This is a genomic window from Chryseobacterium sp. GVT01B (assembly GCF_019970045.1).
Classification (GTDB): domain Bacteria; phylum Bacteroidota; class Bacteroidia; order Flavobacteriales; family Weeksellaceae; genus Chryseobacterium.
This window is the reverse complement of record NZ_JAHXYI010000003.1, coordinates 213,500-235,795: the sequence shown is the minus strand read 5'-3', so window position 1 is coordinate 235,795 and position 22,296 is coordinate 213,500. Positions and strand designations below refer to the sequence as shown.

Genomic DNA, 22,296 nt, shown 5'->3' with positions numbered 1-22,296 from the left:
TAGATATATTTGTTGTTACACCACTTTAAATTTTGAAAGATTATAAACTTACACTGGCTGTATGTACCGTTGCTATTGTCTGGGGTACTACCTTTTTATCAATAAGGGTTGCGGTAGAGACTATTCCCGCATGGTTTGTAGCAGGAATACGCCAATTTCTTGCGGCCATTATTATGTTTCTTATTCTTACCTATAGAAAAGAATTTAAATGGATCGGCTGGACCAACCTGAAATACCAGTTTATCTTCTCTTTACTCATGCTGGTAATTGCGAACGGAATGACTACAGTAGCGGAAGAGGAAGTTACAAGCAGTCTCACTTCACTCATCAGTGCCTGCTCTCCTATCCTTGTTTTTTTCGGAAGTTTGGCTTTAGGACTTCAGAAATTCAACTGGCGGGCTTTTGCAGGAGTTGTTCTCTGTTTCAGCGGAATTCTGTTTATTTTCTGGGATGGTATTAATGATTTAAAAAATCCGGATTACGCGCTTGGAATTCTCTTCTTATTCATTGCCATTGCAGGCTGGGCCTCAGGAACTATTTTCACCAAAAAATTAAACCTTCACAGCGGTAATATTTCCCTGAACTTATTTTATCAATTTTTATTTGCAGGTATTATTCAGATTATTTTTGCCTTTTTATTTTCAGACGATTACAACTTCGGAAACTGGAGTTTACAAAGTATCTCTGCCATGCTTTATCTGTCAATCTTTGGTTCTGTAGCCGCTTTTTTTGCATTTCACTATGCCCTTACCAAAGTCTCTCCTGTTCAGGTATCCATACTGGCTTATATCAATACGGTAATCTCTATTTTTTTAAGCTGGTTGATTCTTGATGAAAAAATTTCTGCCAAATTCATCATTGCAGCGGTTTTGATTATTGTAGGGGTTTTTGTTATTAATTACAATCCGGCAATGTTTAAAAAACAAAAGATCGAATCTTAAGGCGGAAAAATAATATCAATAATTCCACCAGATCTATACAACTGTTTTTTAACTTATTAAATACAATAAAAATCAGATCTGTTTCAGACGCGTTTTTATATTTCCTTCATTTTCCCTATATTGTATATTCCAACCCATACAATATGCTGAAAAACACATTTTTTTTATTTCTGGTCTCCTCTTTTCTTCTTGTAAGCTGTGATTATAAAGAAAAAGAGAAAAACCTGACAGACAGAGAAAAACAATTATTAGAAAAAGAAAAGGTATTCGCGAAGAAAGAATCCGAATATCAGTCGCTCCTGAAAATGAGGGACAGTATTTTTGCCAAAAAAGACTCCGTGGTTATTACTTCTTCATGGCCCGCGGAAATTTCCGGTCCATGGAACGGAAAGGTCATCTGTACAGAGTCTAACTGCAGTGAATATGCAGTGGGCGACCAGCGTACTGACATCTGGGAGTTTGATAACGATTCTACCCAGCCTATTACCAAAATCATCAATAACAATAATCTGGTAAGGTTATACACAGGCAAGTTTGAAAACAATGAGATCAGACTATCTTTCAAAACCAATTCTACGGCCAAAAAGAATGTAGAAATGAGCGTTCTTCTTAATGATATTTCGGACAACAAGATCAAAGGTACCAGAACCATCACTTCCGATGGCTGTACCGCCAAGTTCTCTGTTGAATTAGTACGTTCCACAAAATAAACACTTATGATTTTACTGAGTATACACAACCTGAGTCTTCCTATAGAAGATCCGGTACTGAAGTTCCTGTTGGTACTGGTTATCATTCTGGCAGCCCCATTGCTATTGAATAAAATTAAAGTTCCCCATCTTTTGGGACTTATCATCGCCGGAGCCATCATTGGTCCGAACGGATTCAATGTATTATCCAGAGACAGCAGCATTGTTGTGACGGGAACTACCGGATTGCTTTATATCATGTTTCTGGCAGGTCTGGAGATTGATATGGGTGATTTTAAAAAGAATAAATGGAAAAGTCTCACCTTTGGTATCTATACCTTTACAGTTCCTTTTGTATTGGGATATCTGGGAGGGTATTATATTTTACACTTTTCCATGCTGACTTCCATTCTGTTTGCCAGTCTTTTTTCATCCCATACGCTTATTGCTTACCCATTAGTGAGCAAGTTGGGAATTGCAAAAAATAAAGCGGTCAATATTACCGTTGGAGGTACAATGATTACCGACATCCTCGCCTTATTGGTACTTGCCGTGATTGTGGGAATGTCGCAGGGAGATGTGGGAACAGAATTTTGGGTTAAATTATCCGTTTCTTTCATTGTTTTTGCTTTGATTGTGCTCATTGTATTCCCGATTATAGGACGTTGGTTTTTCAAAAGGGTGGATGATAAAATCTCACAATATATTTTTGTATTGGTGATGATTTATCTGGCAGCAATGCTTGCGGAGCTGGCTGGTGTAGAAGCTATTATAGGAGCATTCTTTGCCGGATTGGCTTTGAACAGACTTATTCCTCATACTTCTTCTTTGATGAACAGGGTTGAATTTGTGGGAAATGCCATCTTTATTCCATTCTTCCTGATCAGTGTCGGAATGCTGATTGATTTCAAAGTTTTCTTTAAAAGCTGGGAAACGCTGGAAGTAGCCGGAATTATGCTGGTAGCTTCTATCGGAGGGAAATACCTTTCTGCCGTAGCGACTCAGAAAACATTCAGGTTGACCAAAGAGGAGGGAAAACTCATATTTGGGCTAAGTTCTGCCTCTGCAGCAGCTACATTAGCTTCAGTAATGGTAGGATACAACATCATCCTTTCTGAAACCGAAACCGGAGAACCTGTAAGATTATTAAATGAACACGTACTGAACGGAAGTATTCTGCTGATCCTGATTTCATGTACCATCTCCTCCTTTATTTCCATGGCAAGTGCTCAGAAAATTGCTGAAAGTGATAATGAAGATACTGTTTCGGGGAATACCCATGAAGAAGAAAGTATTCTTTTGGCCATCAACCATGAGGCAACTGTTGAGCGAATGGTGAATCTGGGAATTCTGATCAAAGCCCACTCCAATACAGAAGATTTATTTGCTTTAAACGTTATCAATGAAGATAAAAATGAGTCTTCGGTAAAGAATGCTGAAAAACTTCTTCACCAGGCGGCAGATGCGGCAGCGGCGGCAGATGTGAAGTTACAGGCCCTAAAAAGATATGACAATGACGTCGTCAATGGAGTCAATAATGTTATTAAAGAACAGAAAATTACAGATCTTATCATTGGATTGGAGGATGAAAAAGGATTCTCCCCATCTTTTGTCTATAATCTTTACAATGGCTATCTTCAGAATGACGATGTAAATGTACTGGTATATCATGCTGCACAACCACTTTCCACGATAAAAAAATATGCAGTGATGATTCCTGAGAATGCAGATAAGGATGCCGGATTCTTCCATGCATTGCTTAGAGTTTGGAATATTGCCAGAAACTCCGGGGCTACAGTTGTTTTTTATGCTCCTGAAAACATCATTGATATTCTGCAGAAAATCATGAAGAAGGCCAGTATAGAAGCAGAGTTTATCATTATGAGCACATGGCAGGATGGTGAAAGAACCGCTGCCCAGCTGAAAGATGATGAAGCCTTGATTATTTTGATGGCAAAACGAGGCATGAAGTCCTATATTCCAAGAATGAGACTCATCCCTGAACTGCTGAACAGGAATCTGAAAGACAATAATTACCTCCTGATCTTCCCTTTCTCAGAATATGATAAAAACAGTCCTGAAATACGTTCTGTAGGAAATCACGGAGATTTTGTGGAGATTGGAAATGTGATTCAGAAGATTTTTAAATAAGAGGATTGAAGCTGGAAGAGGGATGGTGGAAGTTATCTATTTCTGAATAATCATTTTTTTATTAAAATTATCAATCAATTTGAGTCATCAATAGGATCGGGCTTTAGCCCGATATAAACAAGATGAATACCTTTGGCTTTAGCCGAAATCTAAATTAAGTTTTGGCTAAAGCCAATTGAATTTATAATCATTGATAAACGGGCTGAAGCCCGTTCCTATTGAATAATTAAATAACAAAAGAGAGCTGTTTTGTCTTAAACAGCTCTCTTTTGTTATTTTTTTAATGGTTTTACTCAGAAATCACTCTTACCATTCCTTTTACCTGTACAAGCTTTTCCATCAGCTCTTCTCTGGAATCTGCAAGAACATTGATGTGTCCCATTTTTCTTCCTGGTTTGGTTTCGGTTTTCCCGTATAAATGGATGTACGTTTCAGGTAACTTAAGAACATCTTCCATTCCTTCATAAACTACTTTTCCGGCATATCCTTCTGCTCCAACAAGATTCAGCATTCCGCTGTAAGTGATGGCGTCAGTATCAGCTAAAGGCAAGTTTTTTACCACACGGTACATCTGCTCAAACTGTGAATTTGTATTTCCTTCCTGGCTCTGGTGGCCTGAATTGTGAAGTCTTGGTGCGGTTTCATTCACCCATATTTTCCCTTCTTTGTCAAGGAACAATTCAATAGCAAACAATCCCGGAGAGTTCACTGCATTCAGGAATTTCTCTGTAATGGAATCAATCTGATTCTGAACATCTTCTGTCAGAAGAACCGGACATACATTGAAATCCAACAGATTCAGCTTTGGATCGGCAACCATTTCCGTTACCGGGAAAATATTGGTTTCTCCTTTTTCATTTCTTGCTACAATAACGGAAAGCTCTTTTTCAATATCTACAAGACTTTCTATAACAGAAGCTTCTGTCCATAGATGTTGATAGTCTTCCTCCGTTTTGATCACCTGTACTCCTTTTCCATCATATCCGCCGGTGTTCATTTTCTGAACAAATGGCAATGGCATGATAATTTTCTCATCACTGTTCCATACTACCTGAAATTCCGGGCTTGGGATGTCATGTGTCTTATAAAATTCTTTCTGAAGGATCTTTTGCTGGATCGTTTTGATGATACTGGCATTAGGAACAACTTTTATTCCTTGTTTTTCAAGTTCTGCCAATGCATCGGCATTTACATGTTCTATTTCAATGGTTACAACATCTTTGTCTTTACCGAAGTTCAGAACCGTGTTATAATCATTAAAATTTCCCTGTGTAAAATGCGAGATATTATGACATGGTGCATCAGAAGCCGGATCCAGAGTATAAAACTCATCATCATACTTCAATGCACTTTGTATCAGCATTCTTCCCAGTTGTCCGCCTCCCAGAATTCCTATTTTCATTTTTTATTTTTATTAGATTTACTTCTTATTGAATTTTATCGATTTTTAAATACCCAAGTCCCATCGGGTTTTCCTGATTTTCTGCATCAGATTTTTTAAGAACGATAGAATATTTTTCTTTCATACTGGCAGGAAGAATATCGCTCACATTGAAAATATCATCAATATCTACCCCATGCTTATCATCAATATGGCTTACAGCGCCTTCAAATCCCATGGTCTGATAAAATTCGGTAGCTTTTGCTCTTTTTACAATCTCTCCCATAGACTGTCCCACCATTAAGTGCTGCTCATGGAATTCTTCAAAGAAACCCGGCTTATAACCTCCGAGATTAAGGAAAAACAACTGATTTTCTGATGACTTCTCTCCTTTCTCTACAATTTCCACTTCATAGCCGTCAGCAAATTTAACTTCCTGATAACAATCCAGATGAATTTTACCTTCTGCTTCCTTCCAAAACTCTTTCATATCCGGAATCAAATCTTTCAGATTCTCTGCTATTCCGAAGAAAACATCGTGCTGCTCAATATTTCTTCCTTTAGGAGTTGCCCCAAGGATAACATAAAATAATTTCATTACATTTTTCATGCATGCAAAAATACGTTAAATTTATCTTTTTCAAATGTTTGGCAGACTACTACAATAATTTTATATTTGTAACATTATTTGTAGTATGTCAGAAATCATCATACTCTTCCTTGGCGCAATTTCCGCTGGTCTTTTAGGTTCACTTACGGGTTTAGGAGGAGGAGTTATTATCATTCCTTTATTAACGCTGGGATTCGGCGTTCCAATGCATTATGCTATCGGTGCTTCACTCATTTCTGTGATCGGGACCTCTTCCGGTGCGGCCGTAGCTTTCGTTAAAGAAGGCTTTACCAATATGAGAATCGGGATGTTTCTCGAAATTGCCACCACAGCAGGAGCTATTGTAGGTGCCTTGGTTTCTGGGATGCTTAACCCAAATACGATCGGAATTATTTTCGCTAGTATTCTTCTTTTAACAGTTATTTTAAACCTTAAGGGTAAACCTGATCATCAGGAACCTTTGGTAAAAGGAAGTCTGGAAGAGAAGCTGAAATTATACGGAACATTCCCTGATAAAGGAGTATTGAAAAGCTATTCTGCCAGAAATACAGTTCCTGGATTTTTGATGATGATGTTTGCAGGTGCAATGTCCGGACTTTTAGGAATAGGTTCCGGAGCATTGAAGGTATTGGCAATGGACAATATGATGAAACTGCCTTTCAAGGTATCTACAACAACGAGTAACTTTATGATTGGGGTAACGGCTGTAGCCAGTGCACTGATCTATTTCCAGAGAGGAGAAATTATTCCTGTGATTGTGGCTCCGGTTTTAATTGGAGTTGTTATCGGAAGTTTTATCGGCTCAAAAACGCTGATGGTATCAAAAACCAAAAAATTAAAAGTATTTTTTGCCATTGTAATTACCATTCTGTCAATTTACATGATGTATAACGGTATCAACAAAAGTTTCAGATAATGAGAAAGAATTTTACAGATGTAGATCTGAACCGCTCCGTAGGAAACCTTCTGAGACTGGGTGTTATTCTTTCTGTGGCAACCTCTCTGATTGGTTTTATCAAGTTATTTTTTGAGGGCTTTAAAATGCCTGAAAAATATACAAGCCTTGTAGTAGGTACTTCTTCTGAAAAAGTATGGGGACATTTCTGGGATTCTCTGTGTAAAGGAGAAGGAATGGCTATTATTCAGCTGGGAATTCTTCTGTTGATCTTCACGCCTTTGATGAGGATTGTTTTCGCTTTAATAGGGTATTTAAAAGAAAAAGACTACGTATATGTAGTCATTTCTTCTATTGTTTTAGCGATTATGGCAGTAAGTTTCTTTGCAGGCTACGCCCACTAATTTTTACATTTCATAAAACTCTAACGGCAGTTGATCGGGATCCTGGGTAAAGAAAAACTCTTTTCCGGTGAATTCGTCTATGCGGATTTCTTCGCAATTCAATCCTTTTCCGATTAGCTCATTTCTTTTTTCTGTAACATTTTCTACTGAAAAAGCAAGATGTCTTAAACCACATGCTTCAGGTCGTGACGACCGTTGTGGAGGATTGGGAAAAGAAAACAACTCAATCACATAATGATCCCCGATAGCCAGATCAAGTTTATAAGACTGTCTTTCTTCGCGATATACTTCCCGGATGATATTCAGATCTAAAATTTCTGTATAAAATTTCTTTGAAACGGCGTAATCTGAACATATGATTGCAATATGGTGAATCTTCATTTTATTTTTAAACTAATTTTCAATTGAACTTTATTATTGTATTTCTTTACAGTTATCCTTTCTTCTTGTGTCAATAATATACTGGATTTTCCATTCATTATTCTGCTTTACCAGCTGAAAGCTATTAGCACCGCAATGTGATAATTTTCCTTTTAAATAAAAAGAATAAGGAGTAAATACACTTGCCAGATTTCCGTCTGTATGAACAGCTTCTACTATGATTCTTTCATCCAGATCTCCTTTTGTAAATTTTGAAACCGAAGCAACGAAATCCTGTATGCTGTCACTTTTCACAGTCCCATCTTTAGTAATGGTCTGCAGCATTGCATTCTCTGCAAAAGCTGATTTTACCAGCTCAGAATCTGCATTTTTCATGCCAAGGAACAGGTTACGGATAGGTTTTTCAATATCTTTATTCTGCTGACCGAAGCTTGAAATACTTATAAGAACAAGAAATACAATTATTTTATTCATAGTATAGATTTAGATATTTAAAAATAGATAAAATAAAATTTAAATTGATTAACAAATTTTAAAATTCATTTTCCTTAAATTGTGGTCAAAATTATTTCAGAGCTTTTTATATGTGGATTATCTATCTGACTTTGGCCATACTTCTTCTGGTCATGACAATACTGCCAAAAATTCAGCATTCTCACTGGGTATTCAGGGTTCCGGAATTTGCTAAAATACAGGTTACTTACCTTATATTTTTCACTTTTCTATTAGGTTTTTTTACTGATTCTAAAGAATATTTATGGTATTATCAGGTACTTCTGCTGGTTTTGTTTGTTCATCACAGCCACACCCTTATCAAATACACCCGTTTTTATCCTGTAAAAAAACACAGACAACGCCACAAATCTTCCGATAAACTGCATTTTATTTCTGCCAATGTTTATCAGTTCAATAAAGAATATGAGAAATTCATCAGGCTTGTTAAAAAGCATAACCCTGATTTTTTCATGACTATGGAAAGCAATGGGGATTGGGAAAAAGCAATGATACCTTTAGAAAAAGAATATGGCTTCCAGCATAAAGTGACTCTTGAAAACACCTACGGAATGCATTTCTATTCCAGAGTTGAAATCAAAGAAGCAAAGACTCATTATTTTGTAGCTGATGATATTCCGAGTATTGAGGTACATATGAAAACTGCTGATGGTTTTTCTTTTGTTTTCTTCGGGGTTCATCCACCGCCACCAAGTCCTACGGAAGAGGAAACATCGAAGGAAAGAGACGGTGATCTTTTAAGTACTGCCAAACGTGTAAAGGATATTAAAAAACCTGTTATTGTAGTGGGAGACTTCAATAATGTTGCATGGTCAAGATCATCTGTCCTTTTCAGAAAAACAAGTCATCTGATAGATCCCAGGATCGGACATTCTTTTGTTTCTACCTTCCATGCGAAATACCGTCTTTTAAGGTTTCCTATTGATCTGATGTTTCACAGTGAAGATATTTTTATTAAGCAGCTGAAGACATTGGAAAATTTTGGTTCAGACCACCTTCCGGTATACTGCGAGTTTTTCATAGATCATCACAACAATGAACAGGAAGAATTGATTGAAACAGCGACTTCCGAAGAGAAAGCAGAAGCCGAAATCATGATAGAGGAAGGAAAGAAAGAAGATGGCGAACGGGAAACTGTGGTTACTGAAGATTAATAAAAAAGTGGGCTAAAGCCCACTCCTATTGAATATTTTTAATTTTAGAATTTCATTATATCCTTCACTACCCCGTTTTTCTGGGTGTGCTGTAATAATTCAGCTTCGATGAAGGTTTTAATCTGTTCTTCAGAACCATTATTAGGGAATAGAAGGTGAACATTAGCTCCTGCATCCAGCGTAAAGAATAAAGGCAATCCTGTTTCTCTTCTGAAATCCCAGATTTTGTTGATGACTTCCAAAGTACCTGTTTTCATCAGGATAAAAGCAGGATCACTCATCATCATCATCGCATGCAGTGTAAGTGCTTCATGCTCTACTAATTTGATAAAGCTTTCCATGTCACCGTTTTTCAGGATTTCTTTCATGGGAACAAAGTTCTCTCTTGCTTCCTGAAATCTTCTTTCTGCATAAGGATTCGTATTCATTAGACCGTGTCCTACCGTTGAAGAAACACTTTTCTGTCCTTCATGGATCAATAAAACCCAATCGTTAAAATTTCTGAATACCTCATGAACTTCAGCATTCGGAAACTGTACTCCAAATAAATCTGAGCTCCCTTCTACCTCATCAGTTTTTCCCCACACCACAAGTCCGTTGTATAGACTTCGGCAAGCGCTTCCACTTCCTAATCTTGCTAAAAATGAAGCTTTTCTTAAAGATTCTTCTTCAGAAGTTTTTCCTGTAAATGAAGCATCCAATGCCATCAGACATTTTGCAATAGCTCCAAATCCTGAAGCTGAACTTGCAATCCCTGAGCTGTGCGGAAATGTATTCTCTGTTCTGATGATATATTTCCCTTTTAAAATCCAGGGAAGATACTGTTCTATATTTTTGAAATATTTCTCAATTTTTTCAGCAAATTTCACTTCTTCATTACCAACCAGAAAGGTCTTTACTGAAAAAGCTTCGTTTGCAATAAATTCCATTGAAGTATTGGTTTTACAATGGTTTAAAGTGTAACTGATACTTGGATTGGCAGGAATCTGATCAGCATATTTCCCCCAATATTTAATCAGGGCAATATTAGACGGACAGCTTTCTGAAACCGTTTGAGTATGAATATTGAAATTTTCTTTTCCTATAAAATCTTGTGTTGTCATAGTTTAATTTAAGTCATTATTTTAAACCACCCCGTCAAAAATTCTTTGAATTTTTGCCCCCCTCCAAAAGAGAGGAATTTTCACACCTTCATTGTATTTGACGTGAAAAGGAGGTCAAAATTTTTAATACATCTTCTCTATAATATCCGCATATTTTTTGATCACCACATTTCTTTTGACCTTTAAAGTCGGAGTAATTTCTCCTGTATTGATATCAAATTCTGCCGGCATCAAAGTGAATTTCTTCACTTTTTCATAGTCCGCCAGGTGATCCTGCAATTCTTTAATTTTTTCTTTATAAAGGTTGATTACCTTTTCATTTTTTACAGCATCTTCCCAGTTGGTAAAAGGAATATTATTTTTCTTAATGTAATCCTGTAAAAATTCAAAATTAGGAACAATCAATGCTGAAACAAACTGTCTTCCTTCTGCAATCAGCATAATCTGCTGGATAAAATTATTGTTGGTCAAAAGGTTTTCTATCTGCTGTGGAGCGATATATTTTCCATTGGAAGTCTTCATCAGATCTTTGATTCTGTCTGTGATAATCAGGTTTCCTTTATCATCAAACTTTCCTGCATCACCGGTTTTAAACCAACCGTCTTCTGTGAACACTTTCTGCGTTTCTTCAGGTTTATTGTAATAGCCTTTCATGATTCCGTTTCCTCTCGCCTGAATTTCATCGTTTTCACCGATACGCATTTCTACTCCCGGCAATGGTTTTCCACTGGTACCATGTTCAAAATGAGTTAAAGGGAAAAGAGTCAATGTTGCGGTAGTTTCCGTTAATCCGTATCCTACAGTTACATGGATTCCCACTGATTCAAAGAAACGGGTAACTTCTGGTGACAATGATGCTCCACCACAAGGTAAGAACCACAGTCTGCCGCCCATTTTTTCTTTTATCTTACTGAAAACCAATCTATCTGCAACAGCTTCTTTGAATTTTAATCCAAAAGGAATTGGTTTTTCATTTCTTCTTAATTCTGCAGTTTCCCATCCGGTTTTAAGTGCCCAGTCAAATATTTTCTTCTTCAGTGATGAACCTTCCTCTGCTTTTTCAAGAACTCCTGCATATACTTTCTGGAAAAATCTCGGTACGGCGCACATAGCAGTAGGTTTTACTTCTTCCAGTGCTTTGGCTACATTTTTAGGATCTTCCAGGAAATAAACGCGGGCACCGCCATACAGGCAAAGTAAACTCCAGCTTCTTTCAAAAACGTGGCTCAATGGTAAAAATGCCAGTGAAAGCTCTTCTTCAAAGTTTTTAAACTTAAAAAATTCAAAATGAGAATCAAATGCTTTGATAAAGTTCCCGTGAGTTAACATTACTCCTTTTGGAATTCCGGTAGTTCCTGAAGTATAGATTAATGTGGCTGTATCATCGTTTTCCTTCTTACAAATCTCCAGTTCCGGTGAAGCTTTAGCAATAAAATCTTCAAGATAAAAACTATTGAATTCTTTCTTGATCCACACTGCTTTTTTAGAAACAATAATGGTTTCAAGATTGTTTTCTTCTTTATGTAAAAACTCAAGACAGGCATCATACTGCATCTGATTTCCCACTAAAACAGCTTTAGCTCCGGAATCGTTAATGATATGTTCTGCCTGCTCAGCATTATTGGTTGAATAAATAGGTACCGTAACAGCACCGATGGCCATTGAAGCCAGGTCAACGATCATCCATTCGGACGAGTTATCTGAATAAATAGCGACTCTGTCATTCTCCTGAACTCCAGCTTCCTTTAGGGCATTGGCTGTTTTAAAAATAACCTCACTGAATTTTTTCCAGCTCAGCTCTTTCCAGGCTGCATCTTTCTTTTTAAATCCAATAGCCGCTTTTATAGGATGTTTTTCTACATTTTTAAGGATAATTGCCTCTGCAAGATTCATTTCTTCAGCTTTTTGTCGTTAATATAATTATTCAGGTGAAAGTCGATACTTTCTTTTACAGGAATAAACTGATAGTTCAGTTTTTCTTTGACTTTGTGATTGGAAATGGTGTTGAATGAAGAAATGGCTTCAATATTTGATTTGGTAACCATTTTCAGTTTGGGAATCAGCCATCCGAAAAGGGTGTTGGCTACTCTTCCGATATTTAATACAGATTGTGAAAGAATTCTGGCATCTTTAAGTCCCAGACGGGTTCTTACCTGTTTTGCAAGGTCAGCATATCTGTTATTTTCAGCAACAATGATAAAACGTTCTCCGAAAAGATTATTTTCCATCAGCCCGATTGCTGTATTGGCCACATCTCTTACATCAACGTAAGCAGAACCGCCGGAAAAGGTAAAACTATTGTCCTCAAAAGTAGAGAAAAGTTCGCCGCTGCTTTGACTCCAGTTTCCGCTTCCTACGATCATTCCCGGATTGATAATCACTGCATTCAGGCCTTCTGCTGAAGCTCTCCATACTTCCATTTCAGATAAATGTTTTGAAATAGCATACGCAGAGTGTTCCAGTTTAGGATTAAAGTCAGAATCTTCATCCAGTTCTCCTTTTTCATTGAAATTATCAAGAACGGCAACAGAACTTACATGGAGAAATTTTTTAATGTCTGATCCTTCGCAGGCAAACAGGAGGTTTTCTGTACCTTTAATATTTGTACGGTACATTTCTTTTTCATCTTTGGGATGGAAACTTACTTTTGCAGCACAATGATACACCTCATCTACACCTTGCAGTGCAGTTTTCAAAGAATCGAGATCATCAAAATCTACGTTTACCCATTCGATTTTGTTAAAAAAATCGTCAGGATTCTCCGTATAAAAGCTGTATGAATGCTTTACTTCGTTTAAATTGCTGCCCGGTCTTTTGGAAGCACGTACATTTTTACCTCTTTTAAGAAGTTCCAGTACAATTATTCTTCCCAGAATTCCGGTAGCACCCGTTACAAAAATCATTAATTATTTTACTTGATTGCTGACTAAAATATAACAATATTTTCTATCCGGCAATTCTTCCGGATCCGGCAAAAATTCCTTAGAAAAACTGCTTCTGCAAATTTGCGATTTTTAAAGCATAATTCAACTTTATTTAACCAATATTATCACTCGGAAATCAACAAACCGGAAAAATTCCAACTGCAATAGATCATTATATTTAAAAGTCCTGAAAGAATGTACAACTTTCAGGACTTTTATGATTAAAAATGCTTTGTTCTTAAGCCATTACCTCATTATTTCTTCTTGGAGCTTTATCGCAAAGGACGTCTGCAATACTCCTTGAAATTAGGTTTCCTTCTGTAAGATTATCCAGCCAGAAGAATTCTCCGGCGGCATTGATCTCTATGAAGTAGTATTCGTCTTCAGGGGAAACTATCATGTCTATTGCACCGTAATCTACATTGTAAATATCAAGAAGTTCAAGCAATTTTGCTTCTACGTCTGCCGGAAGTTCTGTTCTGCTCCATTTATCAATCAGGTTAATCCCGTCTTTTCTCCAGTCTATTTTGGCATCTTCGGATTGCTGGGAATCTATTTCAAATGCATAAACATCTCTTCCCACAATGGTAATACGAAGTTCTTTTTTCTTCTGAATCATTTGTTGAAACTGCATCGGGCAGTACAATAATAAATCCAGCTCTTCCAGCTTATTTTCACTGACAACATTTGTAAAGACTACACTTTCCACACCGTCTTCATAGATCGCAAAACCTGTTTGCATTTTTGCCACTACATTCTGATGTTTCAGAATAAATTTTCTGGCTTCATCAGGATTATTGGTAAGGCAGGTTGCCGGAATGGTCAGTCCTAATTTATCTGCAATTTTCAATTGTTCTTCTTTACTGTCCAGTCTTCTGTAAATACTTGGTTTTCCCAAAGAATAAGCATCTACAGATTCAAAGAAACCGAAAAGGGTATTTCTGATTTCGCCCATTGCCGCACCGTAAAACTTAGAGTCCATTTCTTCTTTTAGGCCTTTTCCGATATTGTAAGCTCTTCTGTACCAGATAGCTGAAATATCGTCCAAACGATGTTTTGCTCCAGGTGTTTCAAGAAAACTTACCCATTCTCCATCCTGAAAAATGGTGGAAAGCTTATTTTGTAAAGGATAAACGTCAACATCAAAGCGAATGACTTCACAGTTATTTTTCTCGATATATTCTGTTACTTTTTCAATAGAAAAATTATCTGCGGTATGGGTTATAATTAAAATTTTATTCATGGAAATTGATTCTTTTGATAAGATTATCGGCAATTCTTTCTGCAATAGGAAATCCCAGCTCTTTTTGCAGCATTCCCCACTCTCCTTGTGGATTGACTTCAAGGAAATAATACGCTCCGTCTCTTCCTTTGATCATATCGATAGCTCCTATATAAAGTCCCATTTCATGCATCATGGAAGTGAGACTGGCTTTTACAGGCTCCGGAAGTTCATACGCTGACCAGAAATAGCCTTCGTGTGCTACTCTCCAGTCCGCATTTTCACTGTTATTGATCTTTCCTGTGAAGAAATCACCGTCTACATAGACAATTCTCAATTCGTATTCTTTTTCAATATAAGGCTGAAAAATCATCGGGCAGTATGCAATGTCTGAAAGGTTTTCAAGTGATTCCTCTTCAATAATTGTAGTGGAAATCATGTTTTCACCCGACATTGTTTTCGCCGTTACTCCATGAAGCTTGGCAATTGCTTTTCCCTGACAGTATTGATGGAAAAAATTCGTTATTTTCTCTTCATCGTTGGAAAAAATAGTTTTAGGGATCGTTAAGTTATTTCTTTCTGCAATTTTCAGCTGAAATATCTTATTGCCATCAACTTTTTTTTCATTTTCATAAGGATTGATCCACGGAATATGCTCTAAGGCAGTCATCAGGTTGTAGCGCAGGCTTCCATATTCGTTCAGGAATATTTTTTCATAATCCTGATCCAATTCTTCAGGAGTGCTGATTCTCCATGCTTTTCTATGCCATACTCCTTTGATTGCATCAGAATGGATGGTATTTCCGGATTCATCAGTCAATTCAAATGAATTTTCTTGAATGCTGATTTTCTGAAGGTGATTCAGGCGGTCAGAATTCAGTCTGAAATAAGGAATATTTTTGGAGGTCAGGTATTCGAAAAAGATATCGATATTGTAAAAATCCTGTGAATGGGTGATGCAGAGAATCATTTGCCGGTTTTTATTAAAAAGGGAAACTTAATGTTTAAGTTTCCCCTACTATTTTTATTGTATTCTACTTATTATAGTGGAATAGTGATTGTATCATCATCACCGTCAGATGGATATTTCAGCGTGTGCATCATATCATCTTTCGGAGAGGTTACAACGTCAATTGCCGGTTTTGTAATTACATCTCTTTCAGGAATTGACATATCAGTTCCTCCTTTTACTGTTTCAGGATCTTTAACCTGTTTTTCTAAGAATGATGCGAAAAATGGCTTCTTCTTTGAGTTTTGGTTTTTCATAATGTTTAGTTTTGGTTTGATATATAATTAAGCTTAAGCTGTATGTATATTCTTACACATCTAAAACATCCTCATCTCCGTCAGAAGGATATTTCATCGTTACATTATCATTATCAGGCTTAGTAACATTATCCTTAAGAGGAGTAGTAATCTGGTCCTGAAGGGATGTAGTAATCTGGTCTGCCAGTACAGAAGTAATACCTCCTCCTTTTACTGTTTCAGGGTCTTTAACCTGTTTTTCTAAGAATGTCGCGAAAAATGGCTTCTTTTTTGAATTTTTGTTTTCCATAAGTTAATATTTTTATCGTTTTGGAAATCCAAAGTACAAAAAATTCAAATCATGGAGAAATAATATTACATTTTAATAAAATTTTAACATAATATTGAAAATCAAAGTATAATATTAATTTAATCCAAGAAATTCCTTCACAACATTTGCAAAATCAACCGGATTTTCTGCCTGAACCCAGTGTCCTGCATTTTTTACCGTAACAACTTTAGCTTTAGGAAACTGCTGTCTGATCCCAAATTCATCCTGAGGCAGAATATAATTGGACTTTGCTCCTGCAATAAACAATGTCTCACCTTCAAAAACTCCGAATTTAATAGCATTGGATACAAATTCTGTATATTTCTCAGACAGGGTTTTAAGGTTAAATCTCCAACCAAGTTTTTTGTTATCATCCCAATACAGGTTTTTCGTTAAAAACTGTACGGTAGATCTTTCCGGAATATATTGATTCAGAACTGCTTCCACTTCATTTCTTGAAGTCACCGTATTAAAATCAACGGTTTCCAGTGCCTTGATAATTCCCTGGTGATGTGGCGGATATGCTTTAGGTGAAATATCCACAACAATCAGTTTTTCAACACGTTCAGGGTATTTTATAGCAAACTGCATCACTGCTTTACCTCCTAAAGAATGTCCTAAAACATGAGCTTTCTGAATTCCATAATGATCCATATAACGGGCAATATCATCTGCCAGATCATCATGAGACATACTTTCTGAATGAAAGCTTCTGCCATGGTTTCTAAGGTCGATAAGATGTACAGGAAGATATTCTCCCAGGTCTTTTCCGAAGCTTCCCCAGTTGTCAAGCATTCCAAATAATCCGTGAAATACAAGAAGCGGCGTATGAGTTGAATTTTCGCCGAATATTTTTGAGTTTAAAATTTCCATATTTTTTAGATGTTAGATATGAGAACTTAGAAGTTAGATAACATAAGAGATAGAAAATAAAGTTTCACTCACTTCTAATTTCTAACTTCTAGTTTCTTATTCATTACCATTTTGCCAGTCTCTTCAGATAAGCCTGAACTGTATTTTCCAATCCCATATAAAGTGCTTCAGAAATCAAAGCATGCCCAATAGATACTTCCAGCAGGTTGGGAATGGTGTCTGCAAAATATTTAAGGTTTTCTAAGCTTAGATCATGACCTGCATTGATTCCCAAACCGAAATTGGTAGCCTCAACTGCGGTGTCATAATAAGGTTTTATAGCCTGTTCTTTATTGATCAGATAATTTTTTGCGTAAGCTTCCGTATACAGTTCTATTCTGTCCGCCCCTGTTTTAGCAGCATATTCTACCAATTCCGGCAAAGGATCAAGAAAAACAGAAGTACGGATTCCCGCCTTTTTGAATTCTGCAATAATCTCTGTAAGGAAATCAAGATGCTTTTTGGTGTCCCAGCCTGCATTGGATGTAATTGCATCATCAGCATCCGGCACTAAAGTTACCTGCTCAGGCTTCACCTCCAATACCATATCGATAAAACTCTGATGTGGATTTCCTTCAATATTAAACTCAGTCGTAACCAACGGCTTCAGATCATAGACATCTTTTCTTGTGATATGCCTTTCATCAGGTCTTGGGTGGATGGTAATTCCCTGCCCTCCGAATTCCTGAATTTTTACAGCAGCTTCTGTAACACTTGGGGTTTCACCTCCTCTTGCATTTCTTATCGTCGCAATTTTATTAATGTTTACGCTTAGTTTTGTCATTTTTTATTTTAGATGTTAGATATAAGATGTTAGAAGCTGGAAGCATGGGGCTGGAAGTAAATCCAAACTTTGTACTTCTTTTGGTCTTCTACATTCATTATCATTTAAAAGTTTAATTTAAAATTTGTTTAAAAGGTGTTGAAACTTCCAGCTTCCCTTTTCCGCCTTTCAGCTTTTCTACACTTTAATGCTTACCTGCATCACCTGAAGCTCAAATTCTTTGGATGCCACCAATAAATGGTCAAAAATATCGGCCTGGATCTGCTCAAAACGTTCCCATTTGGAATCATTGGCAAAACAATACACTTCAAGAGGCAATCCTTGTGGAGTAATGTCCAGTTGACGTACCATACGGGTTCCGTTTTTATCTACGTCCGGATCATTTTCAATATATTTTTGAGCATAATATCTGAAAACACCGATATTGGTAAGCTGCCTTCCATTTACGACCTTATCATTATGTTCAAGGCTTTCTTTTTCTTTTTTAATCTCAGAGGCTCTTTCTTCAAGGTAATCTGAAATAAGGTTGATCTCCTTTAAACGCTCTACATCTTCGTCTGTCAGAAATTTAAAAGAATTGATGTTAAAGTAGATTGATTTTTTTATTCTCCTTGTATTGGATTCAGACATCACCTGCATATTCTTGATTTCTGTGGTCATCAAGTCATAAGTAGGAATAGTGGAAACTGTTTTATCAAAGTTGGTGATCTTGGTAGTTAAAAGATTGATTTCCGTAATATTTCCTTCAATAGTATACTTGGGAATGCTTACCCAGTCTCCTACCTTCAGGTTTTTAGAAGTCGCAACGTGAAGTCCTGTTACAAATCCCAAAATCGTATCTCGGAAAACCAATACCAGCACCGCTGTAATTGCTCCAAGACTTCCTACAATAGTGGTTCCTTTGATCCCAAAAATGACACAGAGTCCTACTACGGTAAATATAAAAAGTCCTAAAATCTTTACCGTTTCTGAAATGGCATTAAGCGCCATAATCTTGTAGAAGTCCTGCTTGATGCTGAAATAATTTCTAAAAGCAGTCAGTGATCTGTATAACATCCCCGCCAACATCAATACCAATCCCAGATTGAGACACCGTATAATAAAAATGGTTGTTTTGGGTAACGCGTTTTCCGGAAATATAGAGCCCTGTATGCCTGCAACAGCAATCAGAGCTGCAAAATGGGCTACAGAGTTGGTGATTTTGGCCTGATAAACAGACTTTAAGATGGGAAATTTCTGTTCATTATGAAATAACCTGAAGACAGAATTAATGATGAATTTAAAAACAAAATCAGTGATAAAAAACAGAACGAGAAGTAAGCTTAATTTTACAATAATATGGAAAACCCAGTCCAGCCCGGAAGGTGAAATCTGGGTAATATAAATGTAAAGCTGTTCGCTCAGCTCCTGTATAAAGTTTTTAGTTTCTTGTAACTGGTCATTCATTACAGCAAATTTATGAAATTAAGAATCATGATTTTACTATTCCCAATCAATTTTCATCCCAAAGAGTATTCCTCGGAAAATATTTAGTAAAAATCTTTTTTTGAATAAAGTTATAAAATATCAAATCTTCTAAAACCCTTAACTATAAATGAAAAATTAACCATAAAAACTCAAATAAGATAAATAATATTAAAAATAATTACAATTTTAACGTTTTAATATTAAAAAATTATTAAATTTGATTAAAACTAACCCCATCAAAATCAAATAAATATGAAACAAAATTACTTGTTGATTATGCTATGCAGCCTTGTGCTTCTAGTTAATTGTAAAGGAGACGACTCTGTTACTCCTGAAGAAAATCCTACTAAAGTAGTTTCCACAGGAAAAGTGGAAGGCAGAGTATTTGCAAAAAATGGCACCAAACCAATTGGAGGAGCACTTGTATTCACTACCGACGGCCAGAGCAATATCTACCATACGTATTCCGGTGCTGATGGCAGCTTCAGTTTAACAGCTCCTGAAGGCAGTACAACACTTCACATTCAGACCGGTGACGGTAAAAATTTCAGATCCGAGGTTCCGGTTACGATTAAAAAGAATGAAACGGTTACTGTAGCCGCAACGGATTCAAAGTTGGATCAAATCGCAAAAATGGCTTATATAAAAGGAAGTTATGATGAAATTGAAGCGATCATAAGCTCTCTTGGATATGCCGCTACTGAAATTACTTATCAGGACTTAAAAAATATCAATACTATTTCCCAGTATGATATTATTTTCCTGAACTGCGGATCCCGTACTTATGCCCAAACAGGAACCTCATCGCCAAGCAATGACAATAATGTATATTCCAACCTTTCTACTTTTGTAAGCAATGGCGGAAGTCTTTACAGCTCAGACTGGGCTTCGGCTTATCTGGTAGGGGGGAATACAAATACTGCAAGCTGTAATGCTCCCGGAGGTTTTATCAATGATAATCTTCTTTGCCTGAAAGACATTGGAGCTTCAGGTGCCTATACCGGCTGCAGTGTTTCAAATCCTGCATTGGCAACCGCATTAGGATTTAATACATTAGACATTGACTATGATATGGGTTCATGGGAGAAAATTCAAAACTATGATCCCACATTCTGGGATGTTCTTGTACAGAAAGGCAACGAGCCACTGATGATAAGAACAGGACATTATACGAACCCTTCTGCTCCGCAAACTCCTGTAGGAACTTCTTTAAACAACAATCACATCACGATCTGCCACCATACAGCAAGCGGAAATAATATCACCATTACTATTAATCAGAATGCATGGAATGCACATCAGGCACATGGAGATACCATGGGACCTTGCTCCGGAAATTCCAGCAGCGGAAATATCTACTATACTACATTCCATAACCACGCAAGTGGAAATATCGGTAAAACAGGACCGATTCTGGAATACGTAATCTTAAATTTGTAATAAAATTTTATAACTCAGTTCTCAAGGTGGTCTTTTATAAGGCCACTTTTTTTATATTGCATCTATATTTTAAAGAATGGATACAACAATTATTAATATTTTCTGCCTTATTCTCCTGTTTATAGGAATATTGGGAACATTTCTCCCTGTTTTGCCAGGACTTTTATTAAGCATCTGCGGGCTTCTGATCTACAAATTCGGGACGGATGCGGATCTTCCTATGATCTATATCTGGGCTTTCGGGATTCTTACTATAGCATCTGTGGTATTAAGTTATGTCATTCCTGCAAAAACCAACAGAAAATACGGAGGTACGCGTTGGGGAAGCATCGGGTCTGTAATAGGAACCATTGTTGGTATATTTATTCCGATTCCCTTAGGCTTCCTTATCGGGATGTTTGCGGGTGTATTTATTGGGGAATTACTTCATGACAGTAAGGATATGAATAAAGCCTTACAATCTACCAAAGGAGCACTGATTGGATTTATTTATGGAACCGGATTCAGTTTTGTGGTAGGAGTGGCAATGTTTTTGGTAGTACTTCTTAATATGTTTAACGTTATTTAATTAAAATATAAGAAACTATGTTCCATAAAGTTATCATACTCAGTCTGGGAATATTTGCATTAACCGGATGCGATGCCCAAAAGAAATCTAAGATGAACACAAAAGCTACTGAAATGCCAGCAAGTACAAAAACTACGAGCACAAGTAATCAACAGGATGGCATTCTATACCTGAGTGAAGGAGAAAATAAGTTCTTAAGAGAATACCAGATGAATGTGACATTCAAAGGGGTTTCTGAAGACAGCCGTTGTCCTGAAGGAGCCAATTGTATCTGGGCCGGCGTTGCTCTTGCTCAGGTGGAAGTAATGGGAACTTCTACACGACCAATGATTCTGAACTTGGCCAGCGCAGATTATCCGGGAAGAAATTACCACCAGTCGGCGGAATTCAATGGATATATTCTTACTCTACAAGATGTTACCCCAACCCCAAAATCACAGGATGGCGCAAAAGCACTGTCAGGAAAGTATAAAATCGGGATTACAATAAAAAAAGTAAATCCATCAACAGATTCTACCAAGAAATAGGCTTCTTGCCTTTGGAAACAAGATATTCATTAATTTTTGAGAAAGGCTTGCTTCCAAAAAAACCTCTGTACACGGAAAATGGTGAAGGGTGTGCCGATTTCAGAATAAAATGCTTAGCCGGATCTATGAGTTCGGCTTTTTTTTGTGCAAAAGCGCCCCACAAAACAAACACTACATTCTCTTTTTTGTCTGAAATTTCTTTAATGATAAAGTTGGTAAATTTTTCCCAACCCAGATCTTTATGGGAATTGGGAGAATGAGCGCGAACCGTTAGCGTTGCATTCAAAAGCAAAACGCCTTGTCTTCCCCAATCATCCAGTTCTTTGGAAGTTCTTACAACTCCTAAATCATCTTTTAACTCAATAAAAATATTCTTCAATGATGGCGGTGCGGTAACCTGTTCAGAAACAGAAAAACACAAACCATTTGCCTGAAAATCATTATGGTAAGGATCCTGACCAATAATAACGACCTCAACATCATCAAAAGCTGTCAGCTCCAGCGCTCTGAAAATCTGATTTTTCGGTGGAAAAACTTTAGTCGTTGCATATTCATTCTTTACTTTCTCCCAAAGGGTTGTAAAGTATTCTGTACTCTTTATAGGTGCTAAAATTTCTGTCCACGTCATACTGCAAAAATAATAATATTAAAATA

The 22,296-nt window shown here is 36.9% G+C and carries 24 protein-coding genes; 9 read left to right on the top strand and 15 right to left on the bottom strand.

Annotated elements, in window-relative coordinates:
• The first annotated feature begins 32 nt into the window (after positions 1-32).
• From LC457_RS07825 to LC457_RS07815, 3 genes are all read left to right on the top strand, one after another.
• Positions 33-941, top strand: coding sequence for a DMT family transporter (locus LC457_RS07825; protein WP_223599330.1), 909 nt, complete (start codon positions 33-35; stop codon positions 939-941).
• A gap of 143 nt (positions 942-1,084) precedes the next feature.
• Entirely contained in the window at positions 1,085-1,651 is a 567-nt protein-coding gene (locus LC457_RS07820) for a hypothetical protein (RefSeq protein ID WP_223599329.1), read from the top strand.
• A gap of 6 nt (positions 1,652-1,657) precedes the next feature.
• Entirely contained in the window at positions 1,658-3,781 is a 2,124-nt protein-coding gene (locus tag LC457_RS07815) for a cation:proton antiporter (RefSeq protein ID WP_223599328.1), read from the top strand.
• Positions 3,782-4,070: 289 nt separating this feature from the next.
• Here LC457_RS07815 and LC457_RS07810 read toward each other — a convergent pair whose 3' ends face one another.
• Both LC457_RS07810 and LC457_RS07805 read right to left on the bottom strand, forming a co-directional pair.
• Positions 4,071-5,183 carry a 5-(carboxyamino)imidazole ribonucleotide synthase gene (locus LC457_RS07810; protein ID WP_223599327.1) on the bottom strand — a complete coding sequence of 371 codons (1,113 nt, stop codon included), beginning with the start codon at positions 5,181-5,183 and terminating at the stop codon, positions 4,071-4,073.
• 25 nt (positions 5,184-5,208) lie between these two features.
• Entirely contained in the window at positions 5,209-5,760 is a 552-nt protein-coding gene (locus LC457_RS07805; RefSeq protein WP_223599326.1) for a DUF1543 domain-containing protein, read from the bottom strand.
• A gap of 97 nt (positions 5,761-5,857) precedes the next feature.
• Here LC457_RS07805 and LC457_RS07800 point away from each other — a divergent pair, with 97 nt between their 5' ends.
• Both LC457_RS07800 and LC457_RS07795 read left to right on the top strand, forming a co-directional pair.
• Entirely contained in the window at positions 5,858-6,688 is an 831-nt protein-coding gene (locus tag LC457_RS07800; protein ID WP_089690192.1) for a sulfite exporter TauE/SafE family protein, read from the top strand.
• Positions 6,688-7,071, top strand: a complete 384-nt coding sequence (locus tag LC457_RS07795) for a DUF1634 domain-containing protein (protein WP_223599325.1) — start codon at positions 6,688-6,690, stop codon at positions 7,069-7,071. The genes LC457_RS07800 and LC457_RS07795 overlap by 1 nt, the downstream gene beginning before the upstream one ends.
• 3 nt (positions 7,072-7,074) lie before the next feature.
• Here the strand turns inward: LC457_RS07795 and LC457_RS07790 are convergent, their stop codons facing one another.
• Positions 7,075-7,452, bottom strand: coding sequence for a VOC family protein (locus tag LC457_RS07790; RefSeq protein ID WP_223599324.1), 378 nt, complete (start codon positions 7,450-7,452; stop codon positions 7,075-7,077).
• Positions 7,453-7,485: 33 nt separating this feature from the next.
• Positions 7,486-7,926 carry a nuclear transport factor 2 family protein gene (locus tag LC457_RS07785; RefSeq protein WP_223599323.1) on the bottom strand — a complete coding sequence of 147 codons (441 nt, stop codon included), beginning with the start codon at positions 7,924-7,926 and terminating at the stop codon, positions 7,486-7,488.
• Positions 7,927-8,036: 110 nt separating this feature from the next.
• On the opposite strand from LC457_RS07785, the gene LC457_RS07780 reads away from it, so the two are divergent.
• Positions 8,037-9,119: an endonuclease/exonuclease/phosphatase family protein gene (locus tag LC457_RS07780; protein WP_223599322.1), complete on the top strand. Its 1,083-nt coding sequence runs from the start codon at positions 8,037-8,039 to the stop codon at positions 9,117-9,119.
• Between the two features lie 44 nt (positions 9,120-9,163).
• On the opposite strand, the gene LC457_RS07775 is transcribed toward LC457_RS07780, so the two are convergent.
• The 10 genes from LC457_RS07775 to LC457_RS07730 all read right to left on the bottom strand — a co-directional run bounded on the left by LC457_RS07775 (position 9,164) and on the right by LC457_RS07730 (position 19,086).
• Entirely contained in the window at positions 9,164-10,222 is a 1,059-nt protein-coding gene (locus tag LC457_RS07775) for a diphosphomevalonate/mevalonate 3,5-bisphosphate decarboxylase family protein (RefSeq protein WP_223599321.1), read from the bottom strand.
• A gap of 123 nt (positions 10,223-10,345) precedes the next feature.
• Positions 10,346-12,115, bottom strand: coding sequence for a long-chain fatty acid--CoA ligase (locus tag LC457_RS07770; RefSeq protein WP_223599320.1), 1,770 nt, complete (start codon positions 12,113-12,115; stop codon positions 10,346-10,348).
• Positions 12,112-13,125 carry an NAD-dependent epimerase/dehydratase family protein gene (locus LC457_RS07765; RefSeq protein ID WP_223599319.1) on the bottom strand — a complete coding sequence of 338 codons (1,014 nt, stop codon included), beginning with the start codon at positions 13,123-13,125 and terminating at the stop codon, positions 12,112-12,114. Before LC457_RS07765 ends, LC457_RS07770 begins: the two co-directional genes overlap by 4 nt.
• Before the next feature lie 259 nt (positions 13,126-13,384).
• Entirely contained in the window at positions 13,385-14,389 is a 1,005-nt protein-coding gene (locus LC457_RS07760) for an MvdD family ATP-grasp ribosomal peptide maturase (protein ID WP_223599318.1), read from the bottom strand.
• Positions 14,382-15,338, bottom strand: a complete 957-nt coding sequence (locus tag LC457_RS07755) for an MvdC family ATP-grasp ribosomal peptide maturase (protein WP_223599317.1) — start codon at positions 15,336-15,338, stop codon at positions 14,382-14,384. The genes LC457_RS07760 and LC457_RS07755 overlap by 8 nt, the downstream gene beginning before the upstream one ends.
• Before the next feature lie 71 nt (positions 15,339-15,409).
• On the bottom strand, positions 15,410-15,634 hold the full coding sequence (locus tag LC457_RS07750) for a microviridin/marinostatin family tricyclic proteinase inhibitor (RefSeq protein WP_223599316.1): 225 nt from the start codon (positions 15,632-15,634) through the stop codon (positions 15,410-15,412).
• A gap of 52 nt (positions 15,635-15,686) precedes the next feature.
• Positions 15,687-15,923, bottom strand: coding sequence for a microviridin/marinostatin family tricyclic proteinase inhibitor (locus tag LC457_RS07745; protein WP_047421157.1), 237 nt, complete (start codon positions 15,921-15,923; stop codon positions 15,687-15,689).
• Positions 15,924-16,037: 114 nt separating this feature from the next.
• Positions 16,038-16,817 (bottom strand): alpha/beta fold hydrolase, encoded by a 780-nt coding sequence (locus tag LC457_RS07740; RefSeq protein WP_142718625.1) that lies wholly within the window; start codon positions 16,815-16,817, stop codon positions 16,038-16,040.
• 103 nt (positions 16,818-16,920) lie between these two features.
• Positions 16,921-17,640, bottom strand: a complete 720-nt coding sequence (locus LC457_RS07735; protein WP_047421153.1) for a pyridoxine 5'-phosphate synthase — start codon at positions 17,638-17,640, stop codon at positions 16,921-16,923.
• A gap of 177 nt (positions 17,641-17,817) precedes the next feature.
• Positions 17,818-19,086 (bottom strand): mechanosensitive ion channel family protein, encoded by a 1,269-nt coding sequence (locus LC457_RS07730; RefSeq protein ID WP_223599315.1) that lies wholly within the window; start codon positions 19,084-19,086, stop codon positions 17,818-17,820.
• Between the two features lie 273 nt (positions 19,087-19,359).
• Here LC457_RS07730 and LC457_RS07725 point away from each other — a divergent pair, with 273 nt between their 5' ends.
• The 3 genes from LC457_RS07725 (at position 19,360) to LC457_RS07715 (ending at position 21,642) form a co-directional block, all read left to right on the top strand.
• Entirely contained in the window at positions 19,360-20,547 is a 1,188-nt protein-coding gene (locus LC457_RS07725) for a carboxypeptidase-like regulatory domain-containing protein (protein WP_223599314.1), read from the top strand.
• 76 nt (positions 20,548-20,623) lie between these two features.
• The gene (locus LC457_RS07720; protein ID WP_213280233.1) at positions 20,624-21,115 is read left to right on the top strand and encodes a DUF456 domain-containing protein; all 492 of its coding nucleotides are present in this window, start codon (positions 20,624-20,626) and stop codon (positions 21,113-21,115) included.
• Between the two features lie 17 nt (positions 21,116-21,132).
• The gene (locus LC457_RS07715; protein WP_223599313.1) at positions 21,133-21,642 is read left to right on the top strand and encodes a hypothetical protein; all 510 of its coding nucleotides are present in this window, start codon (positions 21,133-21,135) and stop codon (positions 21,640-21,642) included.
• Here LC457_RS07715 and LC457_RS07710 read toward each other — a convergent pair.
• Positions 21,629-22,270 (bottom strand): uracil-DNA glycosylase, encoded by a 642-nt coding sequence (locus LC457_RS07710; protein ID WP_047378498.1) that lies wholly within the window; start codon positions 22,268-22,270, stop codon positions 21,629-21,631. The genes LC457_RS07715 and LC457_RS07710 overlap by 14 nt on opposite strands.
• Between the last annotated feature and the right edge of the window lie 26 nt (positions 22,271-22,296).

Excerpts from the sequence above, each read along its gene's own strand:
- LC457_RS07820 (WP_223599329.1), top strand. The coding sequence starts at position 1,085 with ATGCTGAAAAACACATTTTTTTTATTTCTGGTCTCCTCTTTTCTTCTT.
- LC457_RS07815 (WP_223599328.1), top strand. The coding sequence starts at position 1,658 with ATGATTTTACTGAGTATACACAACCTGAGTCTTCCTATAGAAGATCCG.
- LC457_RS07810 (WP_223599327.1), bottom strand. The coding sequence starts at position 5,183 with ATGAAAATAGGAATTCTGGGAGGCGGACAACTGGGAAGAATGCTGATA.
- LC457_RS07805 (WP_223599326.1), bottom strand. The coding sequence starts at position 5,760 with ATGAAATTATTTTATGTTATCCTTGGGGCAACTCCTAAAGGAAGAAAT.
- LC457_RS07800 (WP_089690192.1), top strand. The coding sequence starts at position 5,858 with ATGTCAGAAATCATCATACTCTTCCTTGGCGCAATTTCCGCTGGTCTT.
- LC457_RS07795 (WP_223599325.1), top strand. The coding sequence starts at position 6,688 with ATGAGAAAGAATTTTACAGATGTAGATCTGAACCGCTCCGTAGGAAAC.
- LC457_RS07790 (WP_223599324.1), bottom strand. The coding sequence starts at position 7,452 with ATGAAGATTCACCATATTGCAATCATATGTTCAGATTACGCCGTTTCA.
- LC457_RS07785 (WP_223599323.1), bottom strand. The coding sequence starts at position 7,926 with ATGAATAAAATAATTGTATTTCTTGTTCTTATAAGTATTTCAAGCTTC.
- LC457_RS07780 (WP_223599322.1), top strand. The coding sequence starts at position 8,037 with ATGTGGATTATCTATCTGACTTTGGCCATACTTCTTCTGGTCATGACA.
- LC457_RS07775 (WP_223599321.1), bottom strand. The coding sequence starts at position 10,222 with ATGACAACACAAGATTTTATAGGAAAAGAAAATTTCAATATTCATACT.
- LC457_RS07770 (WP_223599320.1), bottom strand. The coding sequence starts at position 12,115 with ATGAATCTTGCAGAGGCAATTATCCTTAAAAATGTAGAAAAACATCCT.
- LC457_RS07765 (WP_223599319.1), bottom strand. The coding sequence starts at position 13,125 with ATGATTTTTGTAACGGGTGCTACCGGAATTCTGGGAAGAATAATTGTA.
- LC457_RS07760 (WP_223599318.1), bottom strand. The coding sequence starts at position 14,389 with ATGAATAAAATTTTAATTATAACCCATACCGCAGATAATTTTTCTATT.
- LC457_RS07755 (WP_223599317.1), bottom strand. The coding sequence starts at position 15,338 with ATGATTCTCTGCATCACCCATTCACAGGATTTTTACAATATCGATATC.
- LC457_RS07750 (WP_223599316.1), bottom strand. The coding sequence starts at position 15,634 with ATGAAAAACCAAAACTCAAAGAAGAAGCCATTTTTCGCATCATTCTTA.
- LC457_RS07745 (WP_047421157.1), bottom strand. The coding sequence starts at position 15,923 with ATGGAAAACAAAAATTCAAAAAAGAAGCCATTTTTCGCGACATTCTTA.
- LC457_RS07740 (WP_142718625.1), bottom strand. The coding sequence starts at position 16,817 with ATGGAAATTTTAAACTCAAAAATATTCGGCGAAAATTCAACTCATACG.
- LC457_RS07735 (WP_047421153.1), bottom strand. The coding sequence starts at position 17,640 with ATGACAAAACTAAGCGTAAACATTAATAAAATTGCGACGATAAGAAAT.
- LC457_RS07730 (WP_223599315.1), bottom strand. The coding sequence starts at position 19,086 with ATGAATGACCAGTTACAAGAAACTAAAAACTTTATACAGGAGCTGAGC.
- LC457_RS07725 (WP_223599314.1), top strand. The coding sequence starts at position 19,360 with ATGAAACAAAATTACTTGTTGATTATGCTATGCAGCCTTGTGCTTCTA.
- LC457_RS07720 (WP_213280233.1), top strand. The coding sequence starts at position 20,624 with ATGGATACAACAATTATTAATATTTTCTGCCTTATTCTCCTGTTTATA.
- LC457_RS07715 (WP_223599313.1), top strand. The coding sequence starts at position 21,133 with ATGTTCCATAAAGTTATCATACTCAGTCTGGGAATATTTGCATTAACC.
- LC457_RS07710 (WP_047378498.1), bottom strand. The coding sequence starts at position 22,270 with ATGACGTGGACAGAAATTTTAGCACCTATAAAGAGTACAGAATACTTT.